Origin of the sequence: Mesorhizobium sp. M8A.F.Ca.ET.218.01.1.1 (assembly GCF_004791165.1) — a bacterium.
GTDB lineage: Bacteria > Pseudomonadota > Alphaproteobacteria > Rhizobiales > Rhizobiaceae > Mesorhizobium.
The window spans coordinates 265,800-282,694 of the sequence record NZ_SRUZ01000002.1; the positions used below are offsets into that span (position 1 = coordinate 265,800).

The 16,895-nt window shown below is 64.1% G+C and carries 16 protein-coding genes; 6 read left to right on the plus strand and 10 right to left on the minus strand.

The window, feature by feature from the left end:
- Positions 1 to 8 precede the first annotated feature (8 nt).
- From EN861_RS07755 to EN861_RS07790, 7 genes are all read right to left on the minus strand, one after another.
- A complete protein-coding gene (locus EN861_RS07755; protein ID WP_127276520.1) occupies positions 9 to 737 on the minus strand; it encodes an ABC transporter ATP-binding protein in 729 nt (242 codons plus the stop codon).
- Positions 737 to 2,215 carry an ATP-binding cassette domain-containing protein gene (locus EN861_RS07760; protein ID WP_127276522.1) on the minus strand — a complete coding sequence of 493 codons (1,479 nt, stop codon included), beginning with the start codon at positions 2,213 to 2,215 and terminating at the stop codon, positions 737 to 739. The genes EN861_RS07755 and EN861_RS07760 overlap by 1 nt, the downstream gene beginning before the upstream one ends.
- A complete protein-coding gene (gene livM / locus EN861_RS07765) occupies positions 2,215 to 3,810 on the minus strand; it encodes a high-affinity branched-chain amino acid ABC transporter permease LivM (protein ID WP_127276524.1) in 1,596 nt (531 codons plus the stop codon). The genes EN861_RS07760 and livM overlap by 1 nt, the downstream gene beginning before the upstream one ends.
- A 4-nt stretch (positions 3,811 to 3,814) precedes the next feature.
- Positions 3,815 to 4,717, minus strand: coding sequence for a branched-chain amino acid ABC transporter permease LivH (locus tag EN861_RS07770; protein WP_127276526.1), 903 nt, complete (start codon positions 4,715 to 4,717; stop codon positions 3,815 to 3,817).
- Between the two features lie 337 nt (positions 4,718 to 5,054).
- Complete coding sequence (locus EN861_RS07775; protein WP_135863238.1) at positions 5,055 to 6,056, minus strand: 4-hydroxyproline epimerase; 1,002 nt, start codon at positions 6,054 to 6,056, stop codon at positions 5,055 to 5,057.
- A 31-nt stretch (positions 6,057 to 6,087) separates the two neighbouring features.
- Positions 6,088 to 7,338 (minus strand): FAD-dependent oxidoreductase, encoded by a 1,251-nt coding sequence (locus tag EN861_RS07780; RefSeq protein WP_189343585.1) that lies wholly within the window; start codon positions 7,336 to 7,338, stop codon positions 6,088 to 6,090.
- A 182-nt stretch (positions 7,339 to 7,520) separates the two neighbouring features.
- The gene (locus EN861_RS07790; protein WP_127276532.1) at positions 7,521 to 8,414 is read right to left on the minus strand and encodes a dihydrodipicolinate synthase family protein; all 894 of its coding nucleotides are present in this window, start codon (positions 8,412 to 8,414) and stop codon (positions 7,521 to 7,523) included.
- Between the two features lie 69 nt (positions 8,415 to 8,483).
- Here EN861_RS07790 and EN861_RS07795 point away from each other — a divergent pair, with 69 nt between their 5' ends.
- Positions 8,484 to 9,176, plus strand: coding sequence for a GntR family transcriptional regulator (locus EN861_RS07795; RefSeq protein WP_189343586.1), 693 nt, complete (start codon positions 8,484 to 8,486; stop codon positions 9,174 to 9,176).
- Between the two features lie 6 nt (positions 9,177 to 9,182).
- On the opposite strand, the gene EN861_RS07800 is transcribed toward EN861_RS07795, so the two are convergent.
- Positions 9,183 to 9,560 (minus strand): winged helix-turn-helix transcriptional regulator, encoded by a 378-nt coding sequence (locus EN861_RS07800; RefSeq protein WP_127276536.1) that lies wholly within the window; start codon positions 9,558 to 9,560, stop codon positions 9,183 to 9,185.
- 79 nt (positions 9,561 to 9,639) lie between these two features.
- Here EN861_RS07800 and EN861_RS07805 point away from each other — a divergent pair, with 79 nt between their 5' ends.
- Both EN861_RS07805 and EN861_RS07810 read left to right on the plus strand, forming a co-directional pair.
- Positions 9,640 to 9,969, plus strand: coding sequence for a nuclear transport factor 2 family protein (locus EN861_RS07805; RefSeq protein WP_127276538.1), 330 nt, complete (start codon positions 9,640 to 9,642; stop codon positions 9,967 to 9,969).
- Positions 9,966 to 10,766: an SDR family oxidoreductase gene (locus EN861_RS07810; RefSeq protein WP_127872152.1), complete on the plus strand. Its 801-nt coding sequence runs from the start codon at positions 9,966 to 9,968 to the stop codon at positions 10,764 to 10,766. Before EN861_RS07805 ends, EN861_RS07810 begins: the two co-directional genes overlap by 4 nt.
- 38 nt (positions 10,767 to 10,804) lie before the next feature.
- Here the strand turns inward: EN861_RS07810 and EN861_RS07815 are convergent, their stop codons facing one another.
- Entirely contained in the window at positions 10,805 to 11,107 is a 303-nt protein-coding gene (locus EN861_RS07815; RefSeq protein ID WP_127280981.1) for a hypothetical protein, read from the minus strand.
- A 413-nt stretch (positions 11,108 to 11,520) separates the two neighbouring features.
- Positions 11,521 to 13,017 (minus strand): CoA-acylating methylmalonate-semialdehyde dehydrogenase, encoded by a 1,497-nt coding sequence (locus EN861_RS07820; RefSeq protein ID WP_127872153.1) that lies wholly within the window; start codon positions 13,015 to 13,017, stop codon positions 11,521 to 11,523.
- Between the two features lie 206 nt (positions 13,018 to 13,223).
- Here EN861_RS07820 and EN861_RS07825 point away from each other — a divergent pair, with 206 nt between their 5' ends.
- The 3 genes from EN861_RS07825 (at position 13,224) to EN861_RS07835 (ending at position 16,850) form a co-directional block, all read left to right on the plus strand.
- Positions 13,224 to 14,105, plus strand: coding sequence for a LysR family transcriptional regulator (locus tag EN861_RS07825; protein ID WP_127872154.1), 882 nt, complete (start codon positions 13,224 to 13,226; stop codon positions 14,103 to 14,105).
- A 151-nt stretch (positions 14,106 to 14,256) separates the two neighbouring features.
- Positions 14,257 to 14,700, plus strand: a complete 444-nt coding sequence (locus EN861_RS07830; RefSeq protein WP_135863243.1) for a hypothetical protein — start codon at positions 14,257 to 14,259, stop codon at positions 14,698 to 14,700.
- A complete protein-coding gene (locus EN861_RS07835; RefSeq protein ID WP_135863245.1) occupies positions 14,697 to 16,850 on the plus strand; it encodes a phosphatidylserine/phosphatidylglycerophosphate/cardiolipin synthase family protein in 2,154 nt (717 codons plus the stop codon). Before EN861_RS07830 ends, EN861_RS07835 begins: the two co-directional genes overlap by 4 nt.
- Positions 16,851 to 16,895 lie beyond the last annotated feature (45 nt).

Consider the following 16,895-nt stretch of genomic DNA (forward strand, 5'->3'; position numbering starts at 1 on the left):
TCCTGAACTCAGTGATGTCCGCCTTCGAGATAGGCGGCGCGCACTTCCGGATTGGCGAGCAGCTCCTTGCCGGTGCCGCTCATCGTCACATTGCCGTTGACCATGACATAGCCGCGCGTGGCGAGCTTGAGCGCGCCGAACGCGTTCTGCTCGACCAGGAACACGGTCAGCCCCTGGGTGCGGTTCAATTCGCGGATGGCATCGAAGATCTGCTTGACGATCAGCGGCGCCAGGCCCAGCGACGGCTCGTCGAGCAGCAGCAGTTTCGGCCGCGCCATCAATGCGCGTCCGATCGACAGCATCTGCTGTTCGCCGCCCGACAAGGTGCCGCCACGCTGGGCGATCCGCTCCTTCAGTCTGGGGAACAGCGTGAACACCTTCTCGACGTCCTCGCCGTAATATTTGAGGTTGTCGAGGCTGGCGCCCATCTGCAGGTTTTCCATCACCGTCATGCGCGGGAAGATGCGCCGGCCCTCGGGTGACTGGGCAATGCGCATTCGTGCGATTTCGTGCGTCGGCAGCTGGGTGATATCGGTCCCGGCGAAGGTGATGGTGCCGGTGCGGGCGCGTGGGGCCCCGAAGATGGTCATCATCAGCGTCGACTTGCCGGCGCCGTTGGCGCCGATCAGCGCCACGATCTCCCCTTGCTTGACGGTGACATTGACGCCGTTCAGCGCCCGGATGTTGCCGTAGTAGGTCTCCACGCCCTTGATATCGAGCAGCGTTGTCGTGGCCATCACTTGCCCCCTCCACGCTTGCCCTGAACGGGCTTGCCTGTGCTCGCGGCCTTGCCGGAAGCATGACTCGTCGCCACCTTGCCCGCATCGACGCGGCGCGAGAATTCCGTATCCTTGCCCTGACCGAGCAGCTTCGCCTGCTTGACCCACTCCTCGCGCGCGATGCGCCCGTCAAAGTCGAGATAGGCCTCGACCGCCTCGACGTCGGCCTTCTTCCAGGCGCCGATCTGGTCGAAGTGGAAGATGCCGTGTTCGTTGAGCTTCTTCTCGTTGACCGTACCGATGCCCTTGATGCGGGTCAGATTGTCGGCCTTGCCGCCACGGGGGGCAGCGAGGCGGTTCGAAACACCTTCGGCCTTCGTGGCAGGCGCCTTTGCGGCCGTTTTCCTTGGCGCCGCCTTCTTCGCGGCGGACTTGGCCGGCGTCGGGGTCGGCGCGACAGGCCTGCTTGCCACGGTGGCGGCGCGGGCGTCGACCTGCGCTGCCTTCGAGGCGCCTTTCGACACGGTCACCCGTTCGCCTTCGCTATGGCCGACGGTGTCGCTCACCGGCCCGGCCAGATACGACGCCGATGTCCCCGGGCCATGCGTGGAGTCGGGGCCGATATCGAGCTGTTCGATGACGTCCTCGTCGCCGACTTCGGTGAGCACGGTCTCGACCTCCTCGTCATCGACGCCGAGATAGGCGGCGATGACGCGCGGATCGGTGCGCACCGACTGCGGATTGCCGTCGGAGATCTTGCGGCCATATTCCAGCACCACGACGTGGTCGGAAATCTGCATGACCACGGACATGTCGTGCTCGATCAAGAGGATCGAGGTGCCGGTCGTATGCTTGATTCCCATCAGCAGTTCGTTGAGAGCCGCCGATTCCTTCGGGTTGAGGCCGGCCGCCGGTTCGTCGAGGCACAGCAGCTCAGGACCGGTGCACATGGCGCGCGCGATTTCGAGCCGCCGCTGCGCGCCATAGGGCAAGTCGCCTGCCGGATCGTCGGCACGATCGACGAGATCGGCCTTCTCCAGCCAGTGCTTGGCAAGCTCTACCGATTCGGCCGAGGCCTTGCGGTAACCGCTGAAGCCGAACAGGCCCAGGATCGTATAGCCCGAAGCCTTCATCAGCTTGTTGTGCTGGGCGACAAGCAGGTTCTCCAGCAGCGTCATGCCCGAGAACAGGCGGATGTTCTGGAAGGTGCGCGCCACCTTGGCTCGCGCCGGGATCTCGTGGTTGGGCAGCCGTTCCAGCAGGTAGCTGGAACCGTCGGCCCGGTTGAGCGTGATCATGCCTTCCGACGGTTTGTAGAAGCCGGTGATGCAATTGAACACCGTGGTCTTGCCGGCGCCGTTGGGACCGATCAGCGCGGTGATTTCGCCGCGCCTGGCGGTGAAGGACAGGTCGCCGATGGCGACCAGACCGCCGAACTTCATCGACAGATGCTCGACCTGCAGGATGGCGTCGTTCATTTGCGTGGTCGCATTCATCAGCCGTGGCCCTCCTTGGTGAAGGAGCCTGAGACAGCCCTTCGCTCCTTAAGGAAGGCGGTTGGTTCACGACTGCCGACAAAGCCGCGCGGCTTCCATAGCATGACGATGACCATGGCCATGCCGAACAGAAGCATGCGATAGAGTTCCGGTGTGAAATCGGGCCCGAAGACCTGCTTGAGGAAATCGAGTTCGCGCAGCGCCTCGGTGCCGCCGATCATCACCATCGCGGCGACGGCGATGCCGACCAGCGAGCCCATGCCGCCAAGGACGACGATGGCCAGGATAATGGCCGATTCCAGGAAGACGAAGGATTCCGGGCTGACAAAACCTTGCCGGGCGGCGAAGAAGGAGCCGGCAAAACCGCCGAACATGGCGCCGGTGGCAAAGGCGGTGAGCTTGGTCGTGGTGGTGTTGATGCCCAGCGAGCGGCAGGCGATCTCGTCCTCACGCAAGGCTTCCCAGGCGCGGCCGACCGGCAGGCGCCGCAGCCGGATGGTGACGAAGGCGGTTAACAGGCAGAGCCCAAGGATCAGGTAGTAGAGGAAGATCTTGTAGTAGGCGCTGGACGTGGCGATGTTCAGCACCTTGGCGATGTAGTTCGGGTCCGACACGTTGAAGGTCATCAGGCCGAAGAAGCTGACCTTGGGAATGCCGGAGATGCCGGCCGACCCATTGGTGACCTCGCGCCAGTTGATCAGCACGAGGCGGATGATCTCGCCGAAGGCGAGCGTCACGATCGCCAGATAGTCGCCGCGCAGGCGCAGCACGGGAAAGCCGAGCAGCACCCCCCAGAGCGCTGCCATGGCGCCCGCGGCGGGCAACAATATCCAGAACGACAGGCCGAAATGCGTGGCCAGAAGCGCATAGGCATAGGCGCCAAGCGCATAAAAAGCGACGTAGCCGAGATCGAGCAGACCGGCGAGGCCGACGACGATGTTCAGTCCCCAGGCCAGCATCACATAGATCAGGATCTGGATGCCGAAATTATCGACCCATTTCAACGAACCCTGCAACCCTCCGGTGATCGACCAGGCGTTGAGCGACAGCACCGCGACCACGAGGATCGGGTACAGCACCAGGGCCGAGATGCCCAATTTGGTGAAGTTGGCATGGATGAAGGCGCGGAAGTAATAGATCACGCAGGCCAGCACATAGATGACCGACAGGGCACGCAGGAATTGCAGATAGCCGGCCGGCTCTGCCCCAACCCATCCGGCGAGAGAGCTGTTGAACACGAACAGCAGCACCATGGCGACCGCCGCTCCGATGAAGGCCGGCAGGGTGAAGAAGCGGGATGCAACGCTTGCCGGCATGAGGCCGGTGGTCACGTTGGCGACCTTCTGGTTGGCCATGAAGGGCTGGCCGTAGGCAACGTAAAGGAAGCGTCCGACGGCGGTGGCGATCACCACCGCGGCAAGCAGGCCCCAGCGCTGCACCACGACCAGTTCGTTGGACATGTTCTGGTCGGTCTTGAGGCCGATGAACAGCACGAACAGGCCAAGCGCGATGGCGCCGGCATAGAAGGCCTCGCGCAGGGCGCGCTGCACGGGACTGGCGACGGTGTCGCGCTCTGGAGATACGGTTACGGCCATGGTCTCAGACCTTTTCGACTTCTGGCCGGCCCAATATGCCGGAAGGCAGGAAGATCAGGACGATCGCCAGGATCGAGAAGGCGGCGACATCCTTGTAGTCGATCGAGAAATAGGCCGACCACATGCTCTCGATGAAGCCGATCAGCAGTCCGCCGAGCACGGCCCCCGGAAGCGAGCCGATGCCGCCAAGCACCGCAGCCGTGAAGGCCTTCACACCCGGCACGAAGCCGTCGGAGAAGGCGATGACGCCGTAGTACATCAGGAAAAGCGTGCCGGCGACGGCGGCAAGGGCCGCACCCATGATGAAGGTGATCGAGATGGTGCGGTCGACGTCGATGCCCAGCAGTGCCGCCATCTTGCGGTCCTGCTCGCAGGCGCGTTGCGCCCGGCCAAGCGAGGTCTTGTTGACCAGGTACCAGAACACCGCCAGCAGCAAAGCGGTGACGATGACGATGATGATCTGCTTCAGCGACACACTGACGCCGTTGATGTTGTAGACTTGGCTGACCATCGGCGGGATCGGCTTGTTGCGCGGCCCTTGCGTCACCTGGACGAAGTTCGACAGCGCGATCGACATGCCGATGGCGGTGATCAGCGGCGCCAGCCGGAACGAACCGCGCAGCGGCCGGTAGGCCACTTTCTCGATCGTCCAGTTGTAAAGGCTGGTGAGCAGCATCGCCACGATCATCATGACCAGCAGCGCGATGACCACGGGCACCGAATAAAACAGCGCGCCGAGGATGAGGAAGACGATCAGCGCCGTGAAAGCGCCCACCATGAAGATGTCGCCATGGGCGAAATTGATCATGCCGATGATGCCGTAGACCATCGTGTAGCCGATCGCGATCAGCCCATAGATCGATCCCAGCGTCAGCCCATTGATAAGCTGCTGGACGAAGTACTGCATGTGTACATGGCTCCCCTGGAATGTCGCCCATGCAGACGCATTCCTTTTCGTATTTCCCCTAGTCGTAAAGTTTCGAGGCCGGATTGCAACGTGATTTTTTTTGATCGCTCCGCGTGTTTCCAACCACGCCTTCCCGATCGCCCGTTTTTTCCACCCCAGCCCCTGGACTATCGCGGACCCTATCATTGGCATAACGCAATGTCTTTGACGATTGCGCCTCATCATGCGCTCCGTTTCGAAGAAATCACCGTCAAAATTAGGTGATGAGAAGAATCGTTGCGTTCCTGACACGGTTCGTTTTTTCGTCACACTCCTTTCCGTAGGGTCAGGATTCTCCCTACTTGACCACAAAACCATGCGCGAACGGATCGCGGTCGTCGATGAAGATGGTGTTCAGTCCGGTCATCCTCGCCCAACCGCCAATCGAGGGGATGATTGCCTGCTTCCCGGCCAAGTTGACCTCCTTTTCGACCTTGCCCTTGAACAGCGACCCGATGATCGATTCATGGACGAAAGCGTCTCCGGCCTTGAGCTTGCCTTTGGCATGGAGCTGCGCCATGCGCGCCGAGGTGCCGGTGCCGCAGGGCGAGCGATCAATCGCCTTGTCGCCGTAGAAGACGGCATTGCGCGCATCCGCGCCCTCGACCGTCGGCTTGCCGGTCCACAGCATGTGCGACAGCCGGTTGATCCCTGGGTTTTCCGGATGCACGAAGGTATATTTCTCGTTGAGCCGTTGCCGCACCACCGGGCTCCAGGCGATGAGGTCGCCGGCCGAATAATCCGCCATGTCGCGATAATTCGCCTGCGGCTCGACGATGGCGTAGAAATTGCCGCCATAGGCGACATCCACCGTGATCTCGCCGAGCCCGGGACATTCGACCGTCAGCCCTTCGGCATGGAGGAACGACGGCACGTTGGTGATGCGCACCTCCTCGACATACTCGCCGACCTGTTTGTATTCGGCGATGACGAGGCCGGCCGGCGTGTCGAGCCTGAGCACGCCAGGCGTCTTCGGCACGATCAGCCCGTGCTCGATGGCCATCGTCACCGTGCCGATCGTGCCGTGGCCGCACATGGGCAGGCAGCCTGAAGTCTCGATGAACAGGATGGCGATGTCGCAGTCCTCGCGCGTCGGCGGATAGAGGATCGAGCCCGACATCACGTCATGGCCGCGTGGCTCGAACATCAGGCCGGTGCGGATCCAGTCGTATTCGGCGAGGAAATACGCGCGCCGTTCCATCATTGTCGAGCCCTGCAGCAGCGGGCCGCCGCCGGCGACCAGCCGCACCGGGTTGCCGCAGGTGTGACCGTCGATGCAGAAGAAGGATTTCTTGGCCATGTCGCTCCTCGAAAATCAAAACCCGAAAAAATCAAAATCGTTGTGGGCTGAAGGGGACCAGATCGACGGACGAAGTCTGCCCCAGAACGAATTCCCTGATCAACCGCCCGGTTGCCGCAGCCTGGGTCAGGCCGAGATGGCCGTGGCCGAAGGCATAGATGACCGACCGGCTTCGCGCTGCCTTGCCTATGACGGGCACCGAATCCGGCAGCGAGGGCCGGAACCCCATCCATTCGCGTCCGCCCGTGGGATCGAGCCCCGGCAGGAATGCCTGCGCCTTCCGCAAGAGCGCTTTCGCCCTGTCGAAATTGGGCGGCCGTTCGATGCCGCCAAGCTCGACGGCACCGCCGACGCGCAGGCCCGTGTCGAGCGGGGTGATGACGAAGCCGTGGCCGGAGAAGATCAGTTGCCGCCTCACGTCGAACGCGGCTCTCGGCAATGTCGTGTTGTAGCCGCGTTCGGTTTCCAGCGGAATGCGGTCGCCGAGCTGCCGCGCCAGCAGGTGCGACCAGGCGCCCGCGGCAATGACGAGGTGCCTGGCCTGCCTGTTCGAGCCGTCTGCCAGCGTCAGTGTCGCGCCGTCTTGACCGGCGGCGACCCGGTCGATGCGGGCCATCTCGAAACGGGCACCCTTGGACTGCGCGTAGGCCCACACGGCCTTGCCGAGCAGTTTTGGATCGGCGACCGTCTTCCATCCCGGCACGAAGGTGCCCCTGACGAAACGCGGTGACAGCCCCGGCTGCAAGTCCGCCAGGTCCTTGCCCTCGACGTGCCGGAAGCCGATGCCGAAGCGCTCGCGCGCCGCCCAGCCCGACATCGAGGCGCGAAACTCGGCTTCGCTTTCATAGAGCTCGAGCGAACCGTCCTCACGCAGCATCGGCCGCGTGCCGGAACGATCGAGCAGATCCATCCACTCGGCCTCAGCAAGCTTCATCATGCCGGACTGCGCCGCCAGGCTCGCCTCGTATTTCCCTGGCGCGCCGGCGCGCCAGAAGCGAACCAGCCAGGGTAGCAGCTTCGGCAGGTAGACGGGCGGAATGCTGAGCGGGCCGAGCGGATCGGCGAGCCATTTCGGCAGCTGCCGGATCATGCCCTTGTGCGCCAGCGGCAGCACGTCGGAAAAGGCGAAGGCGGCGGCGTTGCCGGAACTCGTCTCCTCGCAGATACCGGTGCGGTCGAAGACCGTGACATCCAGTCCCGCCTCGGCAAGGAAGGCCGCCGCGCAGATGCCGATGATGCCGCCACCGATGATGGCGATGTCGATTACGGCATTGTTACTCATGGCGGCGCACAGTGCAAAACGCCCTCTCTCGCTTCTCCGTGCCAGCCCCCTCATCCGGCCCTTCGGGCCACCTTCTCCCCGCTGGGGAGAAGAGGCTGACGCCAACGCTGGCGAACTCTTCTCCCCTTGGGGAGAAGGTGGCCGCGAAGCGGCCGGATGAGGGGGCCTGGGCCATCGCCAATTCAGAACTGCGGCAGCGTCGGCCGCACCGCGAGCGCATCCTTGACGATCTTCTCGACCGCTTTGCGGCGTTCGCCCGACAGCGGCATGCGCGGCATGCGCACGCGGTCATTGGTGTTGATGGCGAACACTTCGGCAAGCTTGATGTTCTGCACCAGATAGGTCGAGACATCGAGGTCGAGCAGCGGCCGGAACCAGCGGTAGATGGCGAGCGCCTCTTCGCGGCGTCCCTGCTTCATCAGCTGGTAGATGGCGACGGTCTCGCGCGGGAAGGCGGTGACCAGGCCAGCCACCCAGCCGATGGCGCCCACCGACAGCGCCTCGAAGGCGAGATTGTCGACGCCGGTGAACAGGTCGTAGCGGCTGCCCAGGCGGTTGATGATCTCGGTCGAGCGGCGGATGTCGTCGGAGGATTCCTTGATGGCGACGAAACGCTTGTCCGACGCAAGCTCCTCCATCTGGTCGACGGTGACATCGACGCGGTAGGCGAGCCGATTGGAATAGATCATGACCGGTAGGTCGCCGGCCTCGGCCACGGCGCGCAGCGCCGCCACGGTCTCTTCCGCGTTGGTATGATAGATCGGGCTCGGCACCACCATCAGGCCGTTGGCGCCTTCCTTGGCGGCGCGCCTGGCGATGCTGGCGGCCTCGCGGGTGCCGGCCTCGTTGACCGTCAGCAGCACCGGCTTCTTGCCAGCGACCTTCTGCGCGGTCTTCAGCACCTCGATCTTCTCGTCAGGCGACAGCATCGGCCCTTCGCCGAGCGAGCCGCAGACGATGATGCCGTCGCAGCCGGCCTCCATCTGCAGGCTGAAGCAACGCTCCATCTCGGCATGATCGAGCCGGTCGTCGGCGGTGAATTTGGTCGTGACGGCGGGGAAAACTCCGGTCCACATGACTATCTCTCCATCTGATATATCAGCCGTATATCTGTTAGGAAAGCCGCTGTCAATGCGGAATCTGTTATGATATATTTTAGATATATCAGGAGACCGCCTTTGATATCCATGGAAGCAAGCACCGTGTCCGAGCCCGCGGCGACCAGGGCTTATCGCGTCCTCGAACACATGATCGTGACGCTCGAACTGGCGCCGGCGAGTTTTGTCACCGAGGGCTCCCTGATCGAGCGGCTGGCGCTCGGCCGCACGCCGGTGCGCGAGGCGATCCAGCGGCTGGCCTGGGAGGGACTGCTCGATGTCAGGCCGCGTGCCGGCATCGCGATCGCACCGCTGCATCCCGGCGACTGGCTGCGCGTGCTCGACGCAAGGCGCGGCGTCGAGGTGGTGCTCGCACGATCGGCCGCACGCTTCGTCACCCGCGAGGCCGCCGACCTGTTTCACGAGGCCGCGCTTGCCATGCAGAAGGCGGTGATCTCGGGCAATGTGCTTGCCTTCATCCAGGCCGACAAGGCGCTCGACGAAGCGCTGGCGCTGGCCGCCGACAATCCGTTCGCCGCCCGGCTGGCCGCCCCGTTGCAGACCCACAGCCGCCGCTTCTGGTTCCGCTACAAGTCGGACACCGGGCTGGCGGAATCCGCTGAGCACCATGTCGCGTTGATCCGCTCGATCCTCGACGGCGACGAGGAGGGCGCCGCCAAGGACGCCAAGAAGCTGATGGCGCTGCTGCGCGGCCATGCCGAGGTGGCTGCGACACGATAGGCTCGGTCAGGCGTCGGCGGAGCCCTTTTGCGCCGCCCATTTCAACAGAGCATCGAGAGCCGGGCACAGGGCCTGACCCCAATCGGTCAGGCAATACTCGACCTTTGGCGGTACTTGATGGTGAACGATACGGCGGACAATCCCGTCGGCGCCCATCTGCCGGAGCTGCTGGATCAGCATTTTCTGCGAAATAGCCGGTATCGCCCGCTCGAGGTCTGAAAAGCGCAGCACTTTGCCGCCGAACAGATGGAACAGGATCACCAGCTTCCAACGGCCCTCGAGGATGCGTAGCACGTTTTCCACACCGCTCGCTGCGGAGAGCGGCGTCAGCGTCTCAGCCTCACTTTCGGGTAAGTACCTTACTTTTTCGTCGGTTCTTGTCATTTCTCCAGCATACCTCATCTTAGCGGCCGACAACAGCCGCCCCCTCCCACAGACGGCGGCATCCAATTGGAGACAAACCGTGACCGTGACCCTTCCTCCGCCGCTGGCGGATTATTTCGCCGCCAACAACCGCCACGACATCGGCGCGATGCTCGCGCCTTTCACGCTGGACGCCATCGTCAAGGACGAAGGCGAGACCCATCGCGGAACCGAAGCGATCCGCAGGTGGATGCAAAGTACGACCGACAAATATCACGCGACAGTCGAGGTGAAGGAGGCCGGTGTCACAGCCAACGCATGGCGGATCGCCGGTATCGTCTCCGGTGACTTCCCCGGCAGCCCGATAACGCTCCACTACAATTTCACGCTGGGCGGCGACCGGATCGCGAAACTGGAGATTGGCCTATGACCATCCGGCAGACATTCGCGATCGATGACCAGGAGTTCCGGGGCAGGCGCGTGCTGGTCACCGGCGGCACCAAAGGCGCCGGCGAAGCTATCGTTCACCGGCTTGCCGCAGCAGGTGCAACGGTCGCGACGACAGCCCGTTCGCCCGACGCCGGATCACCGGCGGAACTCTTCGTGCAAGCTGACGTCGCCACTCTCGACGGTGCGGCAAACGTGGCCGCCGCCATCATCGACCGTCTTGGCGGCATCGACATCGTCATTCACAGCGTTGGCGGGTCGAAAAGCCCAGGCGGCGGTTTCGCGGCGCTGTCCGACCGGATCTGGCAGGATGAACTCAATCTTAATCTGCTTGCGGCGGTGCGGCTCGACCGCCTGCTTGTCCCGCGCATGATCGAGCAGGGCTCCGGGGCGATCGTACACATCTCGTCGATCCAGCGCCGGTTGCCGCTCCACGAATCCACCATCGCCTATGCGGCGGCGAAGGCGGCCCTTTCAAATTACAGCAAGGCGCTGTCCAAGGAACTCGGCCCACAAGGCATTCGCGTGAACATAGTGGCGCCGGGCTGGATCCACACCACCGCCTCGGAGGCAATGGTGAAGCGGCTGGCGGCCCATTCGGGCTCGGATGAGGAGACCGCCCGCCAAGGTATCATGGACGCGATGGGCGGCATCCCGATCGGCCGGCCGGCATGGCCGCAAGAGATCGCGGAACTGGTGGCCTTCCTCGTTTCGGATCGCGCATCCGCAATCCACGGCGCCGAGTACGTCATCGATGGCGGCACAATTCCGACGGTCTGAAGGCCGCCGCCGGGAGGTCCCGCTGCAGCGTCGCGCCGTCAAGCGCCCGGCATCGCCGCGGTGATGGTCGGGCTGTCCCAGCCTTCGCCGACCGACAGAACACAACTCTGGCCTTTGGTGTCCGAGGCCAGCACGGTCCAGCTACCCTTATCCGAGATGAAGATCTCGAGGACGACGTTCGGATTGATCAGGCCGCGCCCGGCCTCGGTTTCGTGGAATTTGTCGCCGAGCGCCTTGATGATGTCCGCGCGCGCCGCGCATTGCGCCGCCGCGTTCGCTGGCGCGATTCCACCGGTCATCGCGGCCGCCGCCAAAAGTGTCGCCATAAGAAATCGTGTCATCTGACACCTCCTTGCGCCAGACGAGAACCCCGGCTGCCACCGGCGCTGTTTGATTGCCTGCACGCGTGGCAGGAATAAAGCCTAAGGCGGATGGTGGTCTGTTGGTTCCATCACACGGCGATGGAATTATTAGAATGTGGAGATGCTCGCGGGGCGCGAGGCATTGGCATAATGTACCTGACGTTGCGCTCGCGGCGGCGCAGCTGGACGGCGCAAGGCTTAAGCGGACGAAAGCCCCCGCATTCCCGACGCCCATGAAAAAGAAGCGCGGTTTGCACCGCGCTTTCTCAACTTCGGTTTAGGGGAGCGTCCGGTCAGCTCATCGTCGGGATGACGAACTCGGTTCCGTCCTTGATGCCGGCCCGCGCGCCCGCAGCCGAAGGCGAGGACGCGCAGCCAAGAAACCGTCCGGCTTAGTTCATCGTCGGGATGACGAACTCGGCACCGTCCTTGATGCCGGACGGCCAGCGCGAGGTCACCGTCTTGGTCTTGGTGTAGAAGCGGAAGGCGTCCGGGCCGTGCTGGTTGAGGTCGCCGAAGGAAGACGCCTTCCAGCCGCCGAACGTGTAGTAGGCGATCGGCACCGGGATCGGCACGTTGACGCCGACCATGCCGACCTGGACACGGCTGGCGAAGTCGCGGGCGGCATCGCCGTCGCGGGTGAAGATGGCGACGCCATTGCCCATCTCGTGGTCGTTGGCGAGCTTGATCGCATCCTCATAGCGCGGCGCACGCACAACCGAGAGCACCGGTCCGAAGATCTCTTCCTTATAGATGCGCATGTCCGCGGTCACGTTGTCGAACAGGCAGCCGCCCATATAGTAGCCGTCCTCGTAACCCTGCATCTTGAAGCCGCGGCCGTCGACCACCAGCTTGGCGCCTTCCTTGACGCCGGTGTCGACATAACCCTTGACGCGCTCCAGCGCCTGGGCGGTGACCAGCGGGCCGAAATCGGCGGCCGAATCCGTCGACGGACCGACCTTCAGGCTCTCGACGCGAGGGATCAGCTTTTCCATCAGCCGGTTGGCCGTGTCGTTGCCGACCGGCACGGCGACCGAGATTGCCATGCAGCGCTCGCCGGCCGAACCGTAGCCGGCGCCGATCAGCGCGTCGACGGTCTGGTCCATGTCGGCATCGGGCATGATGATCATGTGGTTCTTGGCGCCGCCGAAGCACTGCACGCGCTTGCCGGCCGCCGTACCGCGCGAATAGATGTAGTGGGCGATCGGCGTCGAGCCGACAAAGCCGATGGCCTTGATGTCGGGATCGTCGAGGATGGCGTCGACGACATCCTTGTCGCCATTGACGACGTTGAGGATGCCGGCAGGCAGGCCGGCCTCGATGAACAGTTCGGCAATGCGCATCGGCACGCCCGGATCACGCTCCGAAGGCTTCAGGATGAAGGCATTGCCGCAAGCGATCGCCGGCGCGATTTTCCAAAGCGGGATCATGGCGGGGAAATTGAACGGCGTGATGCCTGCGACCACGCCGAGCGGCTGGCGCATCGAATAGACGTCGATGCCGGGGCCGGCGCCGTCGGTGAACTCACCCTTCATCATGTGCGGCGCGCCGATGCAGACCTCGACCACTTCGAGGCCGCGCTGGATGTCGCCCTTGGCGTCGGCGATGGTCTTGCCGTGTTCACGCGCCAGGATGTCGGCCAGTTCGTCATAGTCGCGGGCGACCAGTTCGAGGAATTTCATCAGCACGCGCACGCGGCGCTGCGGATTGGTGGCCGCCCATGCGGGCTGCGCGGCCTTGGCATTTTCGACCGCCGCGCGCAGTTCCGCCTGCGAGGCCAGCGCCACGGTGCCGCGCACCGAGCCGTCCATCGGCTGCATGACGTCCTGCTTGCGCCCGCTGGTGCCGGCGACACGCTTGCCGCCGATGAAATGACCGTAGTCGATCATGATTTCTCTCCCTTGTTTGTGATGGCGCATTGTCCGCCTTTGTGGTGGCGAAGGCAACGCGAGGGAGAACGCAACCGTTGTGCGGAAAATAGATAACGGTGGGTGCCTGTGCATCAATTGTCGCAAATGGTAGGGTGAGTTTGTCATCGCTGGAATCGTTAAGTTGAGTTCCCTCACACGCCCCTCCGTCCTGTCGGACCACGCCCTTGAACTGGGATGACGTGCGCATCTTCCTCGCCGTGGCGCGCGCCGGCCAGATCCTTGGCGCCGCGCGGCGGCTGGAGCTCAACCATGCCACCGTCTCGCGCCGCATCGCGGCCCTGGAGGAAGCACTGAGGACAAAACTCTTCCGCCGCCTGACCACCGGCAGCGAGCTGACGCCGGCAGGCGAGCGCTTCCTCGACATCGCCGAGCGCATGGAAGGCGACATGATCGCCGCCCGCTCGACCATATCGGGCGAAGGCGACGACGTGTCCGGAACCGTGCGCATCGGTGCACCCGACGGCTTCGGCGTCGCCTTCCTGGCCAAGCGGCTGGGCGAACTCACCGCCCTGCACCGCGAACTCACCATCCAGCTCGTGCCGGTGCCGCGCTCCTTTTCGCTGTCGCGGCGCGAGGCCGATATCGCGATTACCGTCGAGCGGCCGACCGAAGGGCGGCTGGTTGCCGGAAAGCTGGTCGACTATTCGCTCGGCCTGTTCGCGTCGCGCGCCTACGCCGAAGCCAATGGACTGCCCAGAACCGCCGCCGAACTCGGCCGGCACACCCTCATCGGCTATGTGCCGGACCTCATCGTCAGCCCTTCGCTCGACTACGCGGCCGAATTCAGCGCGGACTGGCGCACCAGCTTCGCCATCTCCTCGGCGCTCGGCCAGGCCGAAGCCGTGCGCTCGGGCGCCGGCATCGGCATCCTGCACACCTTCGTCGCCCGCTCGATGCCGGAGCTGGTGGCCGTCGACGTGGTCGCGCCCATCCGCCGCGCCTACTGGCTGGTCTACCATGAATCGGTGAGGCCGCTGCGCCGCGTCCAGATCGTCGCCAGCTTCATCACCAAGGCGGTTGAGCGTGAGCGGGGCCTCTTCCTGTAGAAGCGCCGTCACGGCACAAACACGGCCGGTCCCCACACGCCGCCTTTTCCTTGCCACAAAACCAGCCAGTGTGGCATCAGGCGTGCGGCCCTCGGCCACGCAAGGCGGGCGCCGGGTGGGGACATCTTTCAGAAAGCTGGCGCGGATAGACATGCGAGCCGTTCTTGCCATCCTGCCGCTGCTTCTTGTCTCCGCATGCGCCAATCCATGGACAAAGGCACCGGAAGCCGAATTGCCCAGGCCGATCCGCTACGCCATGGCGCGCCCCTCGCCTTTCGTCATCGGCAATTACTGCGGTCCCGGCACCCGCACCGGCGATCTGTCGGCCCGGCCGGTCGACCGCCTCGACGCCGTTTGCCGAACCCATGACGCCTGCTACATCGCCCGCCGCGACCATTGCGACTGCGACGGCGCCCTTGTCGCCTCGGCGCGGGCAATCCGCGACGACAAGACGGCACCGCGCAAGACGCGCAGCGAGGCCGAACTGCTGATCGCCACCTTCGCCATACCCGTCTGCAAGGTTTTTCCGCAAGGTTTCATGCCGCCGCGCGACCCGGCGCAGTTGAGCGCCATGAAGGCCGGAGCCAACGGGTGAATAGCCGCACGATCGTCATCCTCGCCCTGTTCGGGCTGGCTGCCCTTGCCGGTTGTGCCGGTGCGGGTAGCAATGCCTGCGACTTCCTGGCGGGACAGGAAGCTTGCGCGCGGCCCTCGCTGTCGGCCGGCACGCCCGGGCCACAGTTCGCGGCGGCGTGGTTCTTCGGCAATGCCATCGACAGCGACTACGAAAGACGGTTCCTGGCGCTGCTTGCCAACAACCAGCTCGGCGCCATGGACCGAGCCAACGGCACCGGCCCGTTCGGGCGCAACCGCCGCGATGTCCAGAACCGCGATTTCCAGGCAACATATTCGACGTTGCGGCAACTGGCCGGACCGGTCGCCAACGCACATCTGCCGCCGGCCAGTGGGGGCGGCGGCGACGGCCATTTCAACGGCCGCTGGCGGGTGTCGCGGCAGACGCTCTACATCGATGCGGCGGCGCGGGCCTCGGCTTCCAAGACCTTCGATTTTTCCGGCTTGCAGGCACGCAGCACCGAGATCGTCGTGCGCCAGGCCGGCCAGCAGCCAGCCGATATCGAAGGCAGTTGCGACGGCGCATTGGCGATCCGCGCCGCCGGAGCCTCACGCACCATTGCCGCCGGCGCGGCATTCCGCCTTCGCCTGTCGAGCGAGAACGACACGGTCAGCCTGTTTCCGGCCGATGACCTGAACCGGTGCACGGCAAGGATCCGCTCCAGCCTCGCGCCCGCCGGCGCGCCGCTCACCATCCGGCGCGTAGAGACCGCCGATCCGGCGCTCGCCAGTTTGGATAGCCGCTACCAGCGCTGCCCGGTCCCCGACGGCGCCGGCCTCGACGCCCTCGAGCGCGCCTTCTATGCCGGCCGGTGGCTGTCGCAGACCTGCGCCATGCCGATCGGCCAGCCCAGGCTGCTGCGCAAATCGCGCGACGGCTTCAACGCCAAGGTCGAGGCACTGATGGGCGCGCCGCTGTCCGATGCGGCAATAGACAAGGGCGATCCGGAATTGCCGCTCGATTTCTCGAAGGTGCCAAGGCTGAAGCTGATCTATCTGTCCTCGCTCGAATTCAAGGCCGACTTTTCCGGGCGCATCATCGAACGGCTGATCCGCCATCATGCAGCGCTTGGCGCCAAGGTGCGCATCATGGTCACCGACGTGCTTGAACGTGACAAGGACGACGCCATGCTGCAGCGCCTGGCGGCCGAATTCCCCAATGTCGAGCTGCAGGAATACCGCTGGCGGGCGGATCATGGCGCGCCGATCGACGAGCAGATTTCACAGCTGCACAAGACCCATCATATCAAGATGCTGGCGACGCTGGCGCAGGACCCCGCGCGTTCGCGCGTCATCATCGGCGGCCGCAACATCCATGATGGCTTCCTGTTCCACCGGCCGATCGATCTGTCCCGCTATCCGGACCTCGAGCAATACGGCAAGACCGATGGCCTTTCGCTGAACTACTATTCGAACTGGAGCGACTTCGACATCGAGTTCGCCGACAGGGCGATGGTCGAGACGCTCGCCGCGCATCTGTCGACAATATGGCTGCGCGACGCCGACACAAACCTGGTGCGTCCCTTCTCCGTCCCGGTCCACGGAGATGGCCTGCCATCTGGCAATGTCCGGCATTTCATTTCGGTGCCCTATGAGGATGACCACGCGCTGGAGGCCTATTTCGTCGAGCTGGTCGACGCCGCCCAGCACCATATCCAGATCGTCAACCCTTACCTCAATCTGACGCCGAGCCTCGCCCGGGCCTTCGATCGGGCGCTCGCCCGCGGCGTCAAGATCGACATTGTCGGCCGCATCGACCTCAAGGGCGATATCGGCGGCAGGTTCCTCACCGCGCTCAACAAGCTGTTCGTCGAGAAATATGGCGACCGCATCGACATCCGCGAATTCAAGGCACCTGACGTGGTGCTGCATTCCAAGATCATGCTGATCGATGAAAGGCTGGTCGCCATCTCCTCGGTCAACCTCAACAACCGCAGCTTCTTCCACGATTCCGAGAACGGCATGATGGTGCTCGACCCCGCCTTCTACGCCAGGATGAAGCCGGTCTATGACGACTATCTCGCCCACTCGAACCCGGTTTCCACCAAACTGACGATCCCGTGGGCCTACCGGCTGCTGTTCGACGAGGCCTGGGTCAGGCAGGCGTTCTGATGCAATTCCAGGAAAAGTGCGAAGCGGTTTTCCGCCCGGAATTGC